Here is a 14,674-nt window from a genome sequence, read left to right on the forward strand (position 1 = left end):
ATGACCACTGCAGAGAAAACTCAGCCGCGCCTGAAAGAGCGCTACCGCAACGAGATTCGCGACGCGCTGCACAAGCAGTTCGGCTACGCCAACGTGATGCAGATTCCGACGGTGACCAAGGTCGTGGTCAACATGGGAGTGGGCGAGGCCGCCCGCGACGCAAAGCTGATCAACGGCGCGGTCAACGACCTGGGCCTGATCACCGGGCAGCGTCCGGAAATTCGCAAAGCGCGTAAATCCATCGCGCAGTTCAAATTACGTGAGGGCATGCCCATCGGCGCCCGGGTCACGCTGCGCGGCGACCGGATGTGGGAGTTCCTGGACCGGCTCACCTCGATCGCGCTGCCGCGTATCCGTGACTTCCGCGGCTTGTCGCCCAAACAGTTCGACGGTGTCGGCAACTACACCTTCGGCCTCGCCGAGCAGTCGGTGTTCCACGAGATCGACGTGGACAAGATCGACCGGGTGCGGGGCATGGACATCAGCGTCGTCACTTCGGCGACGAACGACGACGAAGGACGAGCGCTGTTGCGGGCCCTCGGCTTTCCGTTCAAGGAGAACTGAGTAATGGCGAAGAAGGCATTGGTCAACAAGGCCGCACGCAAGCCGAAGTTCGCGGTACGCGGCTACACGCGCTGCAGCAAGTGCGGCCGTCCGCGCGCGGTGTTCCGCAAGTTCGGGCTGTGCCGGATCTGCCTGCGCGAAATGGCGCATGCGGGTGAGCTGCCCGGCGTGCAGAAGAGCAGTTGGTGACGGGACGTAGGGACTTGATCATGACCGCGATGACGACGATGCGGAGCGCAGCGACGAAGAGGAGTAGCGCCCGATGACTATGACGGATCCGATCGCAGACTTCTTGACGCGGCTGCGCAACGCCAACTCGGCGTACCACGACGAAGTGAGCCTGCCGCACTCGAAGATCAAGGCGAACATCGCCCAGATCCTCAAGAGCGAGGGTTACATCACCGACTTCCACACCGAGGATGCTCGGGTCGGCAAGTCGCTGGTGGTGCAGCTCAAGTACGGACCCAGCCGCGAGCGCAGCATCGCGGGCTTGAAGCGCGTCTCCAAGCCCGGTCTGCGGGTGTACGCCAAGTCCACAAATCTGCCGCGGGTGCTCGGTGGCCTCGGTGTGGCGATCATCTCGACGTCCTCGGGTCTGCTCACCGATCGCCAGGCAGCCAGGCAGGGCGTGGGCGGCGAAGTCCTCGCGTACGTCTGGTAAGGGGGTAAGCAGACATGTCACGTATCGGTAAGCAACCGGTTCCGGTCCCGTCCGGAGTCGACGTCACCATCGACGGCCAGAACGTCTCGGTCAAGGGCCCCAAGGGCGCCCTGGAGTTGACCGTCGCCGACCCGATCACGGTGTCGCGCAACGACGATGGCGCCATCGTGGTGGCCCGGCCGAACGACGAGCGGCAGAACCGCTCGCTGCACGGGCTGTCCCGCACCCTGGTGGCCAACCTGGTCACGGGTGTGACGGAGGGCTACACCACCAAGATGGAGATCCACGGCGTCGGTTACCGCGTGCAGCTCAAGGGAACCAACCTGGAGTTCGCGCTCGGCTACAGCCATCCCGTGGTGATCGAGGCGCCCGAAGGCATCACGTTCGCGGTGCAGGCGCCCACCAAGTTCACGATCTCTGGGATCGACAAGCAGAAGGTCGGCCAAATCTCGGCGAACATCCGCCGCCTGCGCCGCCCCGACCCCTACAAGGGCAAGGGCGTGCGCTACGAGGGTGAGCAGATCCGCCGCAAGGTCGGAAAGACAGGTAAGTAGTCATGGCGCAATCACAGACTGCATCCGACGCGCGAAAGACAGTGGGGCAGAACGTATCCGCTACCAGGCGGGTGTCCCGGCTGCGCCGGCACGCACGGCTGCGCAAGAAGGTTTCCGGCACCGCGGAGCGTCCCCGCCTCGTGGTGAACCGGTCGTCGCGGCACATTCACGTGCAACTGGTGAACGACCTCAACGGCACCACCGTGGCCGCGGCTTCGTCCATCGAAGCCGACGTTCGCGGCCTGGACGGGGACAAGAAGGCCCGCAGCGTGCGGGTCGGCCAGTTGATCGCCGAGCGGGCCAAGGCTGCCGGCGTCGACTCCGTGGTATTCGACCGCGGCGGCTACACCTACGGCGGACGAATCGCGGCTCTGGCCGATGCCGCCCGCGAGAACGGATTGCGATTCTGATGAACAACGCAAGCCTGATAAACGGAAGGACCGCATAATGGCGGAGCAGTCCGCTGGAGGCTCGGCAGACAACCGGGGCCCGGACAACCGTGACAGCCGCGATGGGCGAGGTCGACGCGACGGTGGTGGCCGGGGTGGCCGCGACCGCGACCGTGACGGCGACAAGAGCAACTACCTGGAGCGGGTCGTCGCGATCAACCGCGTCTCCAAGGTGGTCAAGGGTGGTCGGCGGTTCAGCTTCACCGCCCTGGTCATCGTCGGTGACGGCAACGGCATGGTCGGCGTCGGCTACGGCAAGGCCAAGGAAGTCCCGGCGGCCATCGCCAAGGGTGTCGAGGAGGCCCGCAAGGGCTTCTTCCGGGTCCCGCTGATCCGCGGAACCATCACGCATCCGGTGCAGGGGGAGGCCGCGGCCGGCGTCGTGCTGCTGCGTCCGGCCAGCCCGGGTACCGGTGTGATCGCCGGTGGCGCCGCCCGCGCGGTGCTGGAATGCGCTGGCGTGCACGACATTCTGGCGAAGTCGCTGGGCAGTGACAACGCGATCAACGTGGTGCACGCCACCGTCACCGCGCTCAAGATGCTGCAGCGCCCCGAGGAGGTGGCCGCCCGGCGCGGTCTGCCGATCGAGGATGTCGCCCCGGCCGGGATGCTCAAGGCGCGCCGCGAAAGCGATGCGCTGGCCAGTGCCTCCCAGAACCGAGAAGCGGGAGCACAACCATGAGTCAACTGAAGATCACCCAGGTGCGCAGCACCATCGGGGCGCGCTGGAAGCAGCGCGAGAGCCTGCGCACCCTGGGCCTGCGCAAGATCAGCCACTCGGTGATCCGTGAGGACAACGCACAGACGCGCGGTCTGATCGCCGTGGTGAGTCACCTCGTTGAGGTGGAGGAGGCCAAGTGACCATCAAACTGCACGACCTCAAGCCTGCGCGCGGGTCGAAGACGGCGCGCACGCGCGTCGGTCGCGGTGAGGGTTCCAAGGGCAAAACCGCGGGCCGCGGCACCAAGGGCACCAAAGCCCGCAAGAACGTGCCGGCCACCTTCGAAGGTGGGCAGATGCCCATCCACATGCGACTGCCCAAGCTGAAGGGCTTCCGCAACCGGTTCCGCACCGAGTACCAGGTGGTCAACGTCGGTGACATCAACCGGCTCTTCCCGCAGGGCGGCACGGTCGGCGTCGACGAGCTGGTGGCCAAGGGTGCCGTTCGCAAGAACAGCTTGGTCAAGGTGCTGGGCGACGGCAAGCTGACCGTCGGCGTCGAGGTGACCGCGCACAAGTTCAGCGGCAGCGCCCGCGAGAAGATCACCGCTGCGGGCGGTTCGGCCACCGAGCTCTAACCCAGCCGCGAAATCACTTCCAGGGCAAGCCGTTCCATCTGCTCGCGGTCCTGCGCAACGTCAGCGCCGACGGGGTTGAGCAGCAACATCTGCGCGCCCGCATACATGACCTCGGACAGCCCGTGGGCCACCTGCGCCGGGGTGCCGGTCACCGCGACCGCCTCCAGGCCGGACCTCTCGCCGTAGATGCGGTACAGCCCGGCCAGCGCTGTGTCGCGGGCACGCTCGGCGTCGTCGTCGACCATCACGTAGACGCGTTTGGCGATGGTGAACCGCCGGGGATCTCTGCCTTGGCCGGCCAGTTCAGTGCGCACTATGCGCACCGCTTCGGCGAACGCGGCGGTGGTCGACGACCCCGCGCCGATGAACGCATCGCCCAGGCGGGCCGCGCGGGCCAGGGCGGCGGGGGCGCGTCCGCCGAACCAGATCGGTGGATGCGGCCGTTGCACGGGTTTGGGTTGGATCGGCAGATTGTCGACGTCGCGAAACCGGCCGTGGAAGTTCACCGTCGGCTCGTCGGACCAGGCGGCGCGCATCAATTCCAGCCCCTCGGTGAAATACCGGACATGCGTGGACTTCTCGATGCCGAAAGCGCCGAACCGGCGCGAACCTCCGCCGGCGACCACGCCGAGGTCGAGCCTGCCGCCGCTGAGCCGGTCGACGGCGGTCACGGCTGAGGCCAGCTGCAGCGGATCGTGCAGCGACGTCACCAGCACGGCCACCCCCAGGCGCAGCCGCCGGGTGCACGCCGCGGCATAGGCCAGCACCTCGAGGGGCGCCAGCAGGGCTGACCCGCCGATGGCCTGTTCCAGGGTCCACCCGCCCTCGAAACCCAGTTCTTCGGCGCGGGCGAGGTAGTCCTGCAACTGCGCGGTGTCGAAGTCCGGCGAGCCGAGTTGGGGGATCGAGATGGCGAACCTCACCGCTAGCACGCTACCGGTGCCGGCCAGGCGGGTCGGTACCGATCGGTACGCTGCAGAACATGTTCGCCTTTCTGCCTAACCTGCCCGGAGTCGACGACGTGCGGGCGCTGGTCGACCGGGTCGACACCGCCCGTCACCACGGCATACCCAACGGGTGCGTCCTCGAGTTCGACCTGCGCAGCATGCCGCCGGAGACCACCGGGTTCGACCCGCTCACGATCATCAGCGGCGGCGGCCGGCAGCTGCCGCTGCGCGAGGCGGTCGCCGCGATTCACCGTGCCGCCGAAGACCCGCGCGTCGCCGGGCTGATCGCCCGCGTGCAGCTGTCCCCGTCACCGATCGGCGCGGTCCAGGAATTGCGGGACGCCATCGCTGCGTTCAGTGCCGTCAAGCCGTCGCTGGCCTGGGCGGAGACTTTCCCGGGCACGCTGTCCTATTACCTGGCGTCGGCATTCCGTGAGGTCTGGATGCAGCCTTCGGGTGAGGTCGGGCTGATCGGCTTCGCGAGCAACGCGATGTTTCTGCGCGATGCCCTGGCCAAAGCGGGCATCGAGGCCCAGTTCATCGCGCGCGGCGAATACAAGTCGGCGGCAAACCTTTTCACCGAGGACGGCTTCACCGACGCCCATCGCGAAGCGGTGACCCGCATGCTGGAGAGTCTGCAGGATCAGGTGTGGCAGGCCGTCGCCGAGTCGCGCCGGATCGATGCCGGCGCCCTGGACGAGCTGGCCGATCGCGCTCCGCTGCTGCGTGACGACGCGCTGGCCTCCGGGCTGGTGGACCGGATCGGATTCCGCGACGAGGCATATGCGCGCATCGCGGAACTGACTGATGCGCACCATGATTCGTCTGATCGCGCGGATGCCGACCCGGATGAGACGCCGCCGCGGATGTATCTGGCCCGCTATGCCGGCTCGGCGCGGTCGCGGCTGTCGCCGCCGGTGCCGTCGATCCCGGGACGCCGGCCCAAGCCGACGGTTGCCGTGGTCACCGTCGAGGGTGCCATCGTCAACGGCCGGGGCGGGCCGCAGGGCCTGCCGTTGGGGCCGTCGAATGCCGGCGGCGACACGATCGCTGCGGCGCTGCGGGAGGCGGCGGCCGATGACGCCATCTCGGCGATCGTGCTGCGGGTGGACAGCCCCGGCGGGTCCGTGACGGCGTCGGAGAGCATCTGGCGCGAGGTCAAACGCGCACGCGAGCGCGGCAAGCCGGTAGTGGCCTCGATGGGATCGGTCGCCGCGTCCGGCGGGTACTACGTGTCGATGGGCGCCGATGCCATCGTGGCGAATCCCGGCACCATCACCGGATCCATCGGCGTCATCACCGGCAAGTTGGTGGTGCGGGACCTCAAGGACCGACTCGGGGTCGCGTCGGAAACCGTGCGCACCAATGCCAATGCCGACGCCTGGTCGATCGACGCGCCGTTCACCCCCGAGCAGCAGGCGCATCGGGAGGCCGAAGCCGACCTGTTCTACACCGACTTCGTCGAACGCGCCGCGCAGGGCCGCAATCTGACCACTCAGGACGTGGATGTCGTTGCCCGCGGCCGGGTTTGGACCGGCGCCGATGCCTTCGAGCGGGGTCTGGTCGACGAGTTGGGCGGCTTTCGGACCGCGGTGCGCCGGGCCAAGGTGCTCGCCGGCCTCGACCCGGACGTGCCGGCGCGGATCGTGAGCTATCCGGGCTCGTCGTTGCTGGACCTGCTGCGGCCACGGGCGTCCTCGCAGCCGGGCGCGGCGTCGTTGCCCGACGCTGTCGGGGCGTTGCTCACGCGTTCGGTCCTCGGCATTGTCGATCAACTGGAGCAGACGGTCAGCGGTGCCAGCGTGCTGTGGCTGGGGCAGGCGCGGTTCTAGGCCGTCAGTCGCGCGCTGATGAAGATGATCTCGCCGAGCGGGTCGTTGTTCTCGGGCGCGGGGACCGTCAGATTGTGTCGTTCGAATAGTTCGGTGCGGGTCACCGCATCGGTGTCCCAGCCCCTGGCGCGCAGGTAGTCGACGACATGATTGCGCTCGCCGGAGTAGACCAGCGAGGCCATGTCGATGTCCACGCCGTGATCGCGGAAGCTTCCCGACATCTCACGAACCTTGTCGGCATCGAAATCCACTATGCCAGGGACGAATTCGGTTGCGATGGTGCTTCCGGGGACGCTCAGCGCGATGATGTTGTCGAACAACCGGTCTTGGGCGTCCGGCGGCAGGTAGATCAGTAGGCCTTCGGCAAGCCATGCCGTCGGTTGGGTCGGATCAAGCCCCGCCGCCCGCAGCGCCGTCGGCCAGTCGCCGCGCAGGTCGATCGCGACCGTCCGCCGATCTGCGGTGGGCGTAGCACCGAGGTCGTCCAGGGTGGTGGTCTTGAACTCGATCACCTGTGGCTGGTCGATCTCGTAGACCACTGTCCCGGCGCGCCACGGCAGCCGGTAGGCGCGTGCGTCCAGTCCGGACGCCAGGATCACGACCTGTCGCACCCCCGCGTCGGTGGCTTGCGCGAAGTACTCGTCAAAGTACTTGGTGCGCACGCCCATTCCGTCGATCATCGCCTGCACCCGTGCCGGGTTGATGTTCTCGAACGTCTCGGGGTCGAGTTTGCCGTCCATCATCTTGGTGAAGAAATCCACCCCGACGGCACGCACCAGCGGTTCGGCGAACGGGTCGTCGATCAACCCGCCGGGCGTGTTCGTGACCATCGCGCGCCCGGCCGCGACCATGGTCGCGGTGGCGCCGACGCTGGACGCCAGATCCCAGTTGTCGTCGTGAGCGCGTGGCATCAATGTCTCCTAGTGGTCCTCGGGCAGGGTACCGCTGACGTAGAGCATCTCGACGGCGGGCGCATCCTCCTCCACCACGGCAGGCGGGAGACCGTTGGCCGCACGCAGCTCCGGCAGGGCGATGGTGGTGATCTGCCAGCCGTGAGCTGTGAGGTACGCCGCGACTTCGTTGCGCTCACCGAGGTAGATCAGATTACCCATGTCGATGTCGAATCCGTGCGCGCGCCAGCGTTCGGAGACCTTTTCCATGTGCTGCCGTAGGTCATTCTCGTCGACGGGCTCGGTTCGGTTCATGCCCTCGGTGGCCAGCCGGCTGCCCGGCGCGCTGAGCTCGGTGATGGTGTCCAGCAGGCGGTCCTGGGCTTCCGGCGGCAGGTACCCCAGCAGTCCCTCCGCGCTCCACGCGGTGGGCAGGGCGGGGTTGAATCCCGCCTGACGCAACGCGGTCGGCCAGTCGTCGCGCAGGTCGACGGACACGGCGCGCCGGTCGGCACTGGGGGTCGCGCCCAACTCGGCCAGGGTGCGCGACTTGAACTCGATGACCTGCGGCTGGTCGATCTCGAAGACCACGGTCTGGTCCGGCCAGGTCAACCGGTAAGCCCGGGCGTCCAGGCCGGAGGCGAGGATCACGGCCTGCTTGATGCCCGCCCGCGTCGCCTCCAGAAAGAACTCGTCGAAGAATTTGGTGCGCACGGCCATGTTCTCCGCGACGTTGGCGACCCCGCTGAACGGGCGCTGCGGATCGCTGTCGAGTTCGGCGACGGTGGTCGCACCGGTCGCCAGCCGGGTGAGCAGATCCACGCCGACCGCCCGTACCAGCGGTTCGGCGAACGGGTCGTTGATCAGCGGATTCTCGGCACGCGTGGCCATTGCGCGGCCGGCGGCGACCATGGTCGCGGTCACCCCGACGCTGGTCGCCAAATCCCAGGTGTCTCCGTCGTACCGTGCGGTGCTGGCAGTCATGCGGGTTCCTCGATCCGGGGGTCTCACTGATACTTAGCCAATATAACAAAAGCTCGAACGGGGCGTCGCCGGCGGTCAGACCGGGCGGCTGGCCCGGTAATACACCAGCTGCCCGAGCAGGCGGTGCGACTGGGTGGCGACCTGCGCGCAGTCGAACCCGGCCGTATCCAGCAGGCGTGGAATCGCGTCGCCGAGATTGCCGGCGGCGTGGTGGTTGCTCCTCATCCGCCTGGTTATCGGGCTTGGCGGGGCGGTCATCTCGCCGCCGATATCGACCAGGTGCAGGCTGCCGCCAGGCCGCAACACACGGAAGATCTCGGCAGCGGCAGCAGGTTTCGCGTCGTCGGGGAGGTGGTGCAGCATCATCGAGGACAACACCCGGTCGAATTCGCCGTCGGCGCAGGGTAGCTGCTGGGCATACCCTTCTTCGAACCGAATGCCGCTCAGCCCGTGTGCCTTTCGTCGCGCGCGGTCCAGTATCTGCGGGTCGGGGTCGGTCCCCACCGCGTCGATCCCGGGGTGCGAGCGTTTGGCCGCGATGAGGACATTGCCGGTGCCGCAACCGATTTCCAATACCCGCTGGCCGTCGCGGAGTTCGGCGTGCGTGATCAGCCTGGCATAGACGCGGCGAAATCCCAGTACCCGTGCGATCAGGTCGTACGCGGGCAGCAGGCCGGGTAGGCCAGTGGCAGGCAAGTAGTCAGGTGGATGATGTTTGGTCATGTCACTACTGTTCCGTATTTAGCGCAAGCATCATTGGTCGATTCTCGTCGAAATTAGGACTATCTTCGGTTAGATGACCGCCCCAACTCGACTCAGTCGGCATCGTGGAGGCGTTCCGGTCTACCGGTATCGCAGTGATCCGGACACGCCCCCGGTCTCAATAGCCCGGCGCGATCAGCTCGTCGAGCCGCACCCGCACATCCACGACTTTCCGGCGCTCTGGTACGCGCCGGCGGCCGGATTGGTGCGCGTCGTCGCTCCCGGCAAGGTGCTCGACCCCGCGCAGGTAGCGCCGGCTGAGGAGGGATTCGCGGTGTTCTTCGATCCGTCCGCCCTCGGAGAGGACGCGCGGTCCCCGTGGCCGGCGTGGCAGGCCCATCCGCTGCTGTTCCCGTTCCTGCACGGCCGGACGGGTGGGGTGCTGTGTCTGAAGGTGCCCCCGGACCGGCGACCGGCGTGGGATGAGGCGATCCAGTCGATGCAGACCGAGCTGACCCTGCGCCAGGACGGCTATCGGCAGGCGGTCCTGGCGCACCTGACCCTGCTGCTGATCGAACTGGCGCGCCTGGCCAAAGACGTGGTGGCCGATCTGCGGCGTAGCGGCGAACCGCTGCTGGCAGAGGTGTTCGCGGTGATCGACCGTCGACACGGTGAACCATTGTCACTGCGGGACGTGGCGGGCGAGGTCGGGATGACGCCCGGGCACCTGACCACGATCGTGCGCCGGCGCACCGGACGCACCGTGCAGGAATGGATCATCGAGCGCCGCATGGCCGAGGCTCGCGAGTTGCTGGCCGATACTGATCTGCCGGTGGGCGAGGTCGCCAGACGGGTCGGCATACCCGATCCCGGATATTTCAGCAGGCTGTTCGGCCGCACCCACGGCGGTCCGCCTCGGCAGTTCCGGGCGTCAGCGCACCGCCGGTGACCGGCGGATCGGTTCATTGACCCGCGGACTCGAACACTGTTCGACATGGGGGCCGCGGTGTTGCATACCAACGATATCGAGATGGGCGAACCCCCGATGCAGCTGCCCAACCTGGCCAACAACATGACGGTGTACGAGTCGCTGCCGGTGCGTCTCGGTTAAGCCGCGTACGGCGATTCAGGAGTTCGCGCGCAGGTAGGTGTACACGCCGGCAAAGTTGCGGTTGACCTCTTCGGGCACCGGTACCGGACCCCCCAGAGCTCGCGCACCCCAGGCGATTTGCGCGGTCCGCTCGACGAGTGCGGTGATGTGCAACGCCGTGGCCGGCCGGGGGCCGACGGCCACCAGGCCGTGATTGGCGATCAGGGCCGCGCCGCGTCCCCCCAGGGCTTTGACCGCGTTGGTGCCGACATCGGGGGTACCCGACGCGGCGTACTCGGCGCAGCGCACGTCCCCGCCGCAGTAGACCGCGAACTCGTCGATGCAGGCCGGAATCGGTTGGTGTGCCACGGCGAACATGGTGGCCCAGACGGGATGGCTGTGGATGACGCTGCCGATGTCGTCGAATGCCGCTAAGCACGCCAGATGCAGTTGCAGCTCGGTGGACGGCATCCGGCCGTCCTTGGCGTGCAGTACGGCGCCGTCCGGGTCGATCAGCACCAGGTCGTCGAGTGCCATGTCGGCATAGTCCACCGACGACGGTGTGATCACCAGGTTTCCGTCGGAGCGGCGGGCCGAGATGTTGCCGGCGGTGCCTTCGACCAGTCCGCGGCGCAGCATGTCCTTGGCCGCCGCGAGCACCGCCACTTCGGCGTCCTCGACGAACTTCATGAGCCCAGCACCTCCGGGTTGACGATATGGGCGGGCGTGGCGCCGGACAGCAGTGCCTCCAGGTCGTCGGCAACCATCTGCGCCTGCCGGGCCTCAGTGTTCCAGGTGGCCCCGCCGATGTGCGGGGTGAGTACGACGTTGGGCATGCCGGTCAGGGGGTGATCGGCCGGCAGCCACTCGCCCGCGAAATGATCCAGCCCGGCGGCGGCGACCTTGCCGCTGCGCAGCGCATCGACCAGTGCATCGGTGTCGTGCAGTTGGGCGCGTGCGGTGTTGAGGAACACCACGCCGTCCCGCATGGCACCGAACTGCTCGGCGCCGATCATCCCGGTGGTGTCCTCGGTGACCGGTGCGTGCAGCGAGACGATGTCGGACTCGGCCAGCAACTCGTCCAAAGAGTGCCCGGCCTCGTCGCTGTACGGATCGCACGCGATGACCCGCAGGCCCAGGCCGGCCAGCCGCCACCGGGTGGCCCGGCCGACGGCGCCCAGGCCCACCAACCCGGCGGTGAGCCCCGCGATCTCAGCCCCGCGGAAGCGCTGATAGGGGATGGTGCCATCGCGAAACATGTTGCCGCTGCGCACATCCGCATCCGCGGTCAACAATGCGCGGGTGACGGCCAGCAGCAGGGCCACCGTCAGCTCGGCGACCGCATCGGCGTTGCGGCCCGGGGCGTACAACACCGGGACGCCGGCCGCCGTCGCACCGGCGACGTCCACATTGTTCGGGTCGCCACGGGTGGACGCGACCGCGCGCAGGCCCAATTCCAGCACCGGACCCTGTACCGAATCGCTTTCCACCACAAGGACTTCGGCGGCTTCGGCGGTGATCCGCTCAGCCAGCTGCTCGGCGCTGTAGATGCGCAGCGGCACCTGCTCGATCCAGGGGTCGTACACCACGTCGAGCAGCTCCCGCAGTTTGGCGAAGCCCGGTCCGCGCAGCGGAGCGGTCACCAGGGCACGCGGTCGAGGGGTCACGTCTGCCAATGCTGGCGTACCGTGGCGCCCGTGTCACGCGAAGACGTCACAATCGGCATCGACGTCGGCACCACGGCGGTCAAGGCGGTTGCGGCCGACGAGAACGGCCGCGTAGTGGCGCGGGCCCGCATTCCGCACCAGCTCCGCGTGCCCGAACCGGACCAACTGGAACACGACGCGGACGAGGCGTGGCGACAGGGTCCGGTGGTCGCCCTGCACCGGGTGACCGAAGCTGGGGCCGGGCGAGTCCGAGCGGTGGCCGTCGCGTCGATGGTGCCGTCGATGACCGCTGTCGACGCGGCCGGCCGGCCCCTCACCCCGGGCCTGCTGTACGGCGACAGCCGCGGCCGGGTGGTCGACGCTCCCGAACAACCCGTTCCCGCGGTGGGGGAGGCCGCCGAATTCCTGCGCTGGACGGCCGCGCAGGCGCCGGACGCCGCCGGTTACTGGCCGGCGCCCGCCGTTGCCAATCATGCGCTGGCGGGACAGCCGGTGATCGACTTCGCAACGGCCATCACCTCATTGCCGTTGTTCGACGGGGCGGGGTGGAATGCGGCGGAGTGCGCCCAGCGCGGCGCCGGCACCGAGCAGATGCCCCGGGTGGAGACCTTCGGTGCACCGATCAGTCACCTGCACGGCGACGCGCAGAACACCGCTCTACTGGCGACCGGTGCCATCGACGCGCTGTGTGAACAGATCGTCGCCGGCGCCGATCAGGACGGCGACGTGCTGGTGCTCTGTGGCACGACATTGATCGTATGGACGACGATTTCAGCTGCCCGGCAGGTGCCGGGCTTGTGGACCATCCCGCACACCGCGCCCGGCAAGAGCATGATCGGCGGTGCCAGCAACGCCGGTGGCATGTTCCTGGGATGGGTGGATCGTGTTGTTGCACAAGCTGATCCGATGTCATGTGACCCGCGTCGGGTTCCAGTGTGGTTGCCTTACATCCGTGGCGAGCGCACCCCGTTCCACGATCCGGACCGGCGTGCCCTGCTCGACGGCGTGGACCTGACGCACGACGCCGCGGCCCTTCGGCGCGCCGCCTACGAGGCGTCCGGCTTCGTCGTCCGGCAGATGCTGGAACTGAGCGGCGCGCCGGTGCGGCGGATCATCGCCTCCGGCGGCGGCACTCGGCTGCAGCCCTGGATGCAGGCCATTGCCGACGCCACGGGTCGGCCCGTCCAGCTGTCCGCGGTCGCTGAGGGGGCGGCCCTGGGGGCAGCTTTCCTGGCCCGGATGGCTGTCGGACTGGAGTCGGTGATCACCGACGCAGGCCGCTGGGCGCGGGTCGAGCACGTCGTCGAGCCGCGGCCGGACTGGGTGGGGCCGACCAAGGACCGGTATCGCCGGTTCCTGGAGCTCAGTCGATCGCGATTGGTATGACGGGCGGATTGGTGGCGCGCATCGGTGGGCGGCGTTCTACGCTTATGCGATGACTGACCACGACCAGACCGCCATCCGTCGAGAGATCGCCGATACCCTACTGGCCGCTTTGGAACGCCGGCACGAGGTTGCTGATGCGATAGTGGCGGCGAAGAACAAACCGGCCGCGGTCGAGGCCATCGTCGAGCTGCTGGGTACCTCGCATCTGGCGGCCGAGGCCGTGATGAGCATGTCGTTCGAGCAGCTCACCCAGGATGCGCGCGCAAAGACCCTGGCCGAGCTCGACGACCTGAACAAACAGCTCAGCTTTGCTGCCAAGGAGCGGCCGGCGAGTTCGGGGGAGACCCTGGAGCTGCGGGCATTCTCCGCAGTGGAGGACCGCGACATCTTCACCGCGCGAACGGAGGAGATCAAGTTCGCCGGGGACGGCTCGGGCGCCCCGGCCGGCGCCATCGACGACGAGATCCGGGCGGCTCTGGGCCGGCTGCGCGACGAGGAGGCGGCCTGGTTCGTCGCCGTGGACTCCGGCGAGAAGGTGGGCATGGTCTTCGGGGAGCTGCTGCACGGTGAGGTGAACGTGCGGATCTGGATCCACCCCGAGCACCGCAAGAAGGGTTACGGCACCGCGGCGCTGCGCAAATCACGCTCGGAGATGGCGTGGGCCTTCCCGGCAGTACCGATGGTGGTCCGGGCGCCGGCGGCCAATCCCGAATAGCCGCAACGCTATTCGCGCGTCGCAGTCACTGTGACGATGTCGCGCAACTGGCCCACCTCGGGTTCGTCTGGGAAGACCAGCCCGTAGTCGGCATACAGATCCCGGCGGGGCCGGGCGCGCACCTGCCAGCCGTGCCCGGTGAGGTAGTCGACGACGTTGTTGCGCTCGCCGACGTAGAATAGCCCGGACAGGTCGATGTCGCAGCCCAGATTGGCCCAGCGCCGGTTGAACTCCTGGGCGCGGTCAGCCATCGGCACCGTGGACTCGGGATGGTATTCGGTAGCCACCCGGCTGCCCGGCCCGCTGAGCTCGGTGATGTTGTCGAAGAGCCGGTCCTGGGCGTCGGGTGGCAGATACATCAACAAGCCCTCGGCGCTCCAGGCGGTGGCCCGCGACGGTTCGAACCCGCTGCGTCGCAGCGCTGCCGGCCAGTCGTCGCGCAGATCGACGCTCACCGCCTTGCGATGCGCCGAGGGGGTGGCGCGCAGCTCCGACATGGTGGCGTTCTTGAACTCGATCACCTTGGGCTGGTCGATCTCATAGACCACGGTGCCCCGCGGCCAGTGCAGCCGGTAGCCACGCGCGTCCAGGCCGGCCGCCAGGATCACCGCCTGGTGGACGCCGGAGCGGGCGGCATCGAGGAAGAACTCGTCGAAGAAGCGGGTGCGGACGGCCATCGACTCGGCCATCAACGTCAGCTCGCGTCGGCGGGAGTCGTCGGCGGCGATTTCGGCGACCTCGCCGTCGATCAGGCGGGTGAAGAAATCCAGCCCGACGGCTCGCACCAGCGGTGCGGCGAACGGGTCGGTGATGACGGGGTTGTCCTGCTCGCTGGCCACCGCCCGGGCGGCGGCAACCATCGTCGCGGTTGCGCCCACACTGGACGCCAGATCCCAGCTGTCGCCGGTGGATCGCTGTGACTCCGGTTGGGACAT

Annotated in this window: 19 protein-coding genes; 12 read left to right on the forward strand and 7 right to left on the reverse strand. The window is 68.0% G+C overall.

Annotated features, from left to right (window positions below):
• The 8 genes from rplE (at position 1) to rplO (ending at position 3,526) form a co-directional block, all read left to right on the forward strand.
• Positions 1-564 (forward strand): 50S ribosomal protein L5, encoded by a 564-nt coding sequence (gene rplE / locus AC5Y5Z_RS04295; RefSeq protein ID WP_463825840.1) that lies wholly within the window; start codon positions 1-3, stop codon positions 562-564.
• A gap of 3 nt (positions 565-567) precedes the next feature.
• A complete protein-coding gene (locus tag AC5Y5Z_RS04300; RefSeq protein ID WP_011739072.1) occupies positions 568-753 on the forward strand; it encodes a type Z 30S ribosomal protein S14 in 186 nt (61 codons plus the stop codon).
• Between the two features lie 73 nt (positions 754-826).
• Positions 827-1,225, forward strand: coding sequence for a 30S ribosomal protein S8 (gene rpsH / locus AC5Y5Z_RS04305; RefSeq protein ID WP_463825843.1), 399 nt, complete (start codon positions 827-829; stop codon positions 1,223-1,225).
• A 14-nt stretch (positions 1,226-1,239) separates the two neighbouring features.
• Complete coding sequence (gene rplF / locus AC5Y5Z_RS04310) at positions 1,240-1,779, forward strand: 50S ribosomal protein L6 (RefSeq protein WP_463825845.1); 540 nt, start codon at positions 1,240-1,242, stop codon at positions 1,777-1,779.
• 41 nt (positions 1,780-1,820) lie between these two features.
• Entirely contained in the window at positions 1,821-2,189 is a 369-nt protein-coding gene (gene rplR / locus AC5Y5Z_RS04315; RefSeq protein WP_463825988.1) for a 50S ribosomal protein L18, read from the forward strand.
• A 37-nt stretch (positions 2,190-2,226) separates the two neighbouring features.
• Positions 2,227-2,910 carry a 30S ribosomal protein S5 gene (gene rpsE, locus AC5Y5Z_RS04320; RefSeq protein ID WP_463825847.1) on the forward strand — a complete coding sequence of 228 codons (684 nt, stop codon included), beginning with the start codon at positions 2,227-2,229 and terminating at the stop codon, positions 2,908-2,910.
• The gene (gene rpmD, locus AC5Y5Z_RS04325) at positions 2,907-3,089 is read left to right on the forward strand and encodes a 50S ribosomal protein L30 (RefSeq protein ID WP_463825849.1); all 183 of its coding nucleotides are present in this window, start codon (positions 2,907-2,909) and stop codon (positions 3,087-3,089) included. Before rpsE ends, rpmD begins: the two co-directional genes overlap by 4 nt.
• Positions 3,086-3,526, forward strand: coding sequence for a 50S ribosomal protein L15 (gene rplO / locus AC5Y5Z_RS04330; protein ID WP_463825850.1), 441 nt, complete (start codon positions 3,086-3,088; stop codon positions 3,524-3,526). The genes rpmD and rplO overlap by 4 nt, the downstream gene beginning before the upstream one ends.
• On the opposite strand, the gene AC5Y5Z_RS04335 is transcribed toward rplO, so the two are convergent.
• The gene (locus AC5Y5Z_RS04335) at positions 3,523-4,449 is read right to left on the reverse strand and encodes an LLM class flavin-dependent oxidoreductase (RefSeq protein WP_499923572.1); all 927 of its coding nucleotides are present in this window, start codon (positions 4,447-4,449) and stop codon (positions 3,523-3,525) included. The genes rplO and AC5Y5Z_RS04335 overlap by 4 nt on opposite strands.
• Positions 4,450-4,508: 59 nt before the next feature.
• On the opposite strand from AC5Y5Z_RS04335, the gene sppA reads away from it, so the two are divergent.
• Positions 4,509-6,305 (forward strand): signal peptide peptidase SppA, encoded by a 1,797-nt coding sequence (sppA, locus tag AC5Y5Z_RS04340; RefSeq protein WP_499923574.1) that lies wholly within the window; start codon positions 4,509-4,511, stop codon positions 6,303-6,305.
• Here the strand turns inward: sppA and AC5Y5Z_RS04345 are convergent.
• The 3 genes from AC5Y5Z_RS04345 to AC5Y5Z_RS04355 form a co-directional block, all read right to left on the reverse strand.
• A complete protein-coding gene (locus AC5Y5Z_RS04345; RefSeq protein WP_499923576.1) occupies positions 6,302-7,216 on the reverse strand; it encodes a class I SAM-dependent methyltransferase in 915 nt (304 codons plus the stop codon). The genes sppA and AC5Y5Z_RS04345 overlap by 4 nt on opposite strands.
• Before the next feature lie 9 nt (positions 7,217-7,225).
• Complete coding sequence (locus AC5Y5Z_RS04350; protein WP_499923579.1) at positions 7,226-8,179, reverse strand: class I SAM-dependent methyltransferase; 954 nt, start codon at positions 8,177-8,179, stop codon at positions 7,226-7,228.
• Positions 8,180-8,254: 75 nt separating this feature from the next.
• On the reverse strand, positions 8,255-8,902 hold the full coding sequence (locus AC5Y5Z_RS04355; protein WP_499923580.1) for a class I SAM-dependent methyltransferase: 648 nt from the start codon (positions 8,900-8,902) through the stop codon (positions 8,255-8,257).
• Between the two features lie 73 nt (positions 8,903-8,975).
• Between AC5Y5Z_RS04355 and AC5Y5Z_RS04360 the strand changes: the two genes are divergently transcribed.
• The gene (locus tag AC5Y5Z_RS04360; RefSeq protein ID WP_499923582.1) at positions 8,976-9,830 is read left to right on the forward strand and encodes a helix-turn-helix transcriptional regulator; all 855 of its coding nucleotides are present in this window, start codon (positions 8,976-8,978) and stop codon (positions 9,828-9,830) included.
• A 177-nt stretch (positions 9,831-10,007) separates the two neighbouring features.
• Here AC5Y5Z_RS04360 and AC5Y5Z_RS04365 read toward each other — a convergent pair whose 3' ends face one another.
• A complete protein-coding gene (locus AC5Y5Z_RS04365) occupies positions 10,008-10,661 on the reverse strand; it encodes an L-fuculose-phosphate aldolase (protein ID WP_499923583.1) in 654 nt (217 codons plus the stop codon).
• The gene (locus AC5Y5Z_RS04370) at positions 10,658-11,638 is read right to left on the reverse strand and encodes an NAD(P)-dependent oxidoreductase (RefSeq protein WP_499923585.1); all 981 of its coding nucleotides are present in this window, start codon (positions 11,636-11,638) and stop codon (positions 10,658-10,660) included. The genes AC5Y5Z_RS04365 and AC5Y5Z_RS04370 overlap by 4 nt, the downstream gene beginning before the upstream one ends.
• A gap of 30 nt (positions 11,639-11,668) precedes the next feature.
• On the opposite strand from AC5Y5Z_RS04370, the gene AC5Y5Z_RS04375 reads away from it, so the two are divergent.
• Both AC5Y5Z_RS04375 and AC5Y5Z_RS04380 read left to right on the forward strand, forming a co-directional pair.
• Complete coding sequence (locus AC5Y5Z_RS04375; RefSeq protein WP_499923588.1) at positions 11,669-13,024, forward strand: xylulokinase; 1,356 nt, start codon at positions 11,669-11,671, stop codon at positions 13,022-13,024.
• Between the two features lie 49 nt (positions 13,025-13,073).
• A complete protein-coding gene (locus AC5Y5Z_RS04380; RefSeq protein ID WP_463825860.1) occupies positions 13,074-13,739 on the forward strand; it encodes a GNAT family N-acetyltransferase in 666 nt (221 codons plus the stop codon).
• Positions 13,740-13,747: 8 nt separating this feature from the next.
• Here AC5Y5Z_RS04380 and AC5Y5Z_RS04385 read toward each other — a convergent pair whose 3' ends face one another.
• Complete coding sequence (locus AC5Y5Z_RS04385; protein WP_499923590.1) at positions 13,748-14,674, reverse strand: class I SAM-dependent methyltransferase; 927 nt, start codon at positions 14,672-14,674, stop codon at positions 13,748-13,750.

The sequence above is a fragment of the Mycobacterium sp. NGS29 genome (genome assembly GCF_059812965.1).

Excerpts from the sequence above, each read along its gene's own strand:
- AC5Y5Z_RS04300 (WP_011739072.1), top strand. The coding sequence starts at position 568 with ATGGCGAAGAAGGCATTGGTCAACAAGGCCGCACGCAAGCCGAAGTTC.
- rplF (WP_463825845.1), top strand. The coding sequence starts at position 1,240 with ATGTCACGTATCGGTAAGCAACCGGTTCCGGTCCCGTCCGGAGTCGAC.
- rpmD (WP_463825849.1), top strand. The coding sequence starts at position 2,907 with ATGAGTCAACTGAAGATCACCCAGGTGCGCAGCACCATCGGGGCGCGC.
- AC5Y5Z_RS04360 (WP_499923582.1), top strand. The coding sequence starts at position 8,976 with ATGACCGCCCCAACTCGACTCAGTCGGCATCGTGGAGGCGTTCCGGTC.
- rpsE (WP_463825847.1), top strand. The coding sequence starts at position 2,227 with ATGGCGGAGCAGTCCGCTGGAGGCTCGGCAGACAACCGGGGCCCGGAC.
- rpsH (WP_463825843.1), top strand. The coding sequence starts at position 827 with ATGACTATGACGGATCCGATCGCAGACTTCTTGACGCGGCTGCGCAAC.
- AC5Y5Z_RS04350 (WP_499923579.1), bottom strand. The coding sequence starts at position 8,179 with ATGACTGCCAGCACCGCACGGTACGACGGAGACACCTGGGATTTGGCG.
- sppA (WP_499923574.1), top strand. The coding sequence starts at position 4,509 with ATGTTCGCCTTTCTGCCTAACCTGCCCGGAGTCGACGACGTGCGGGCG.
- AC5Y5Z_RS04385 (WP_499923590.1), bottom strand. The coding sequence starts at position 14,674 with ATGTCCCAACCGGAGTCACAGCGATCCACCGGCGACAGCTGGGATCTG.
- AC5Y5Z_RS04365 (WP_499923583.1), bottom strand. The coding sequence starts at position 10,661 with ATGAAGTTCGTCGAGGACGCCGAAGTGGCGGTGCTCGCGGCGGCCAAG.
- AC5Y5Z_RS04380 (WP_463825860.1), top strand. The coding sequence starts at position 13,074 with ATGACTGACCACGACCAGACCGCCATCCGTCGAGAGATCGCCGATACC.
- AC5Y5Z_RS04345 (WP_499923576.1), bottom strand. The coding sequence starts at position 7,216 with ATGCCACGCGCTCACGACGACAACTGGGATCTGGCGTCCAGCGTCGGC.
- AC5Y5Z_RS04355 (WP_499923580.1), bottom strand. The coding sequence starts at position 8,902 with ATGACCAAACATCATCCACCTGACTACTTGCCTGCCACTGGCCTACCC.
- rplE (WP_463825840.1), top strand. The coding sequence starts at position 1 with ATGACCACTGCAGAGAAAACTCAGCCGCGCCTGAAAGAGCGCTACCGC.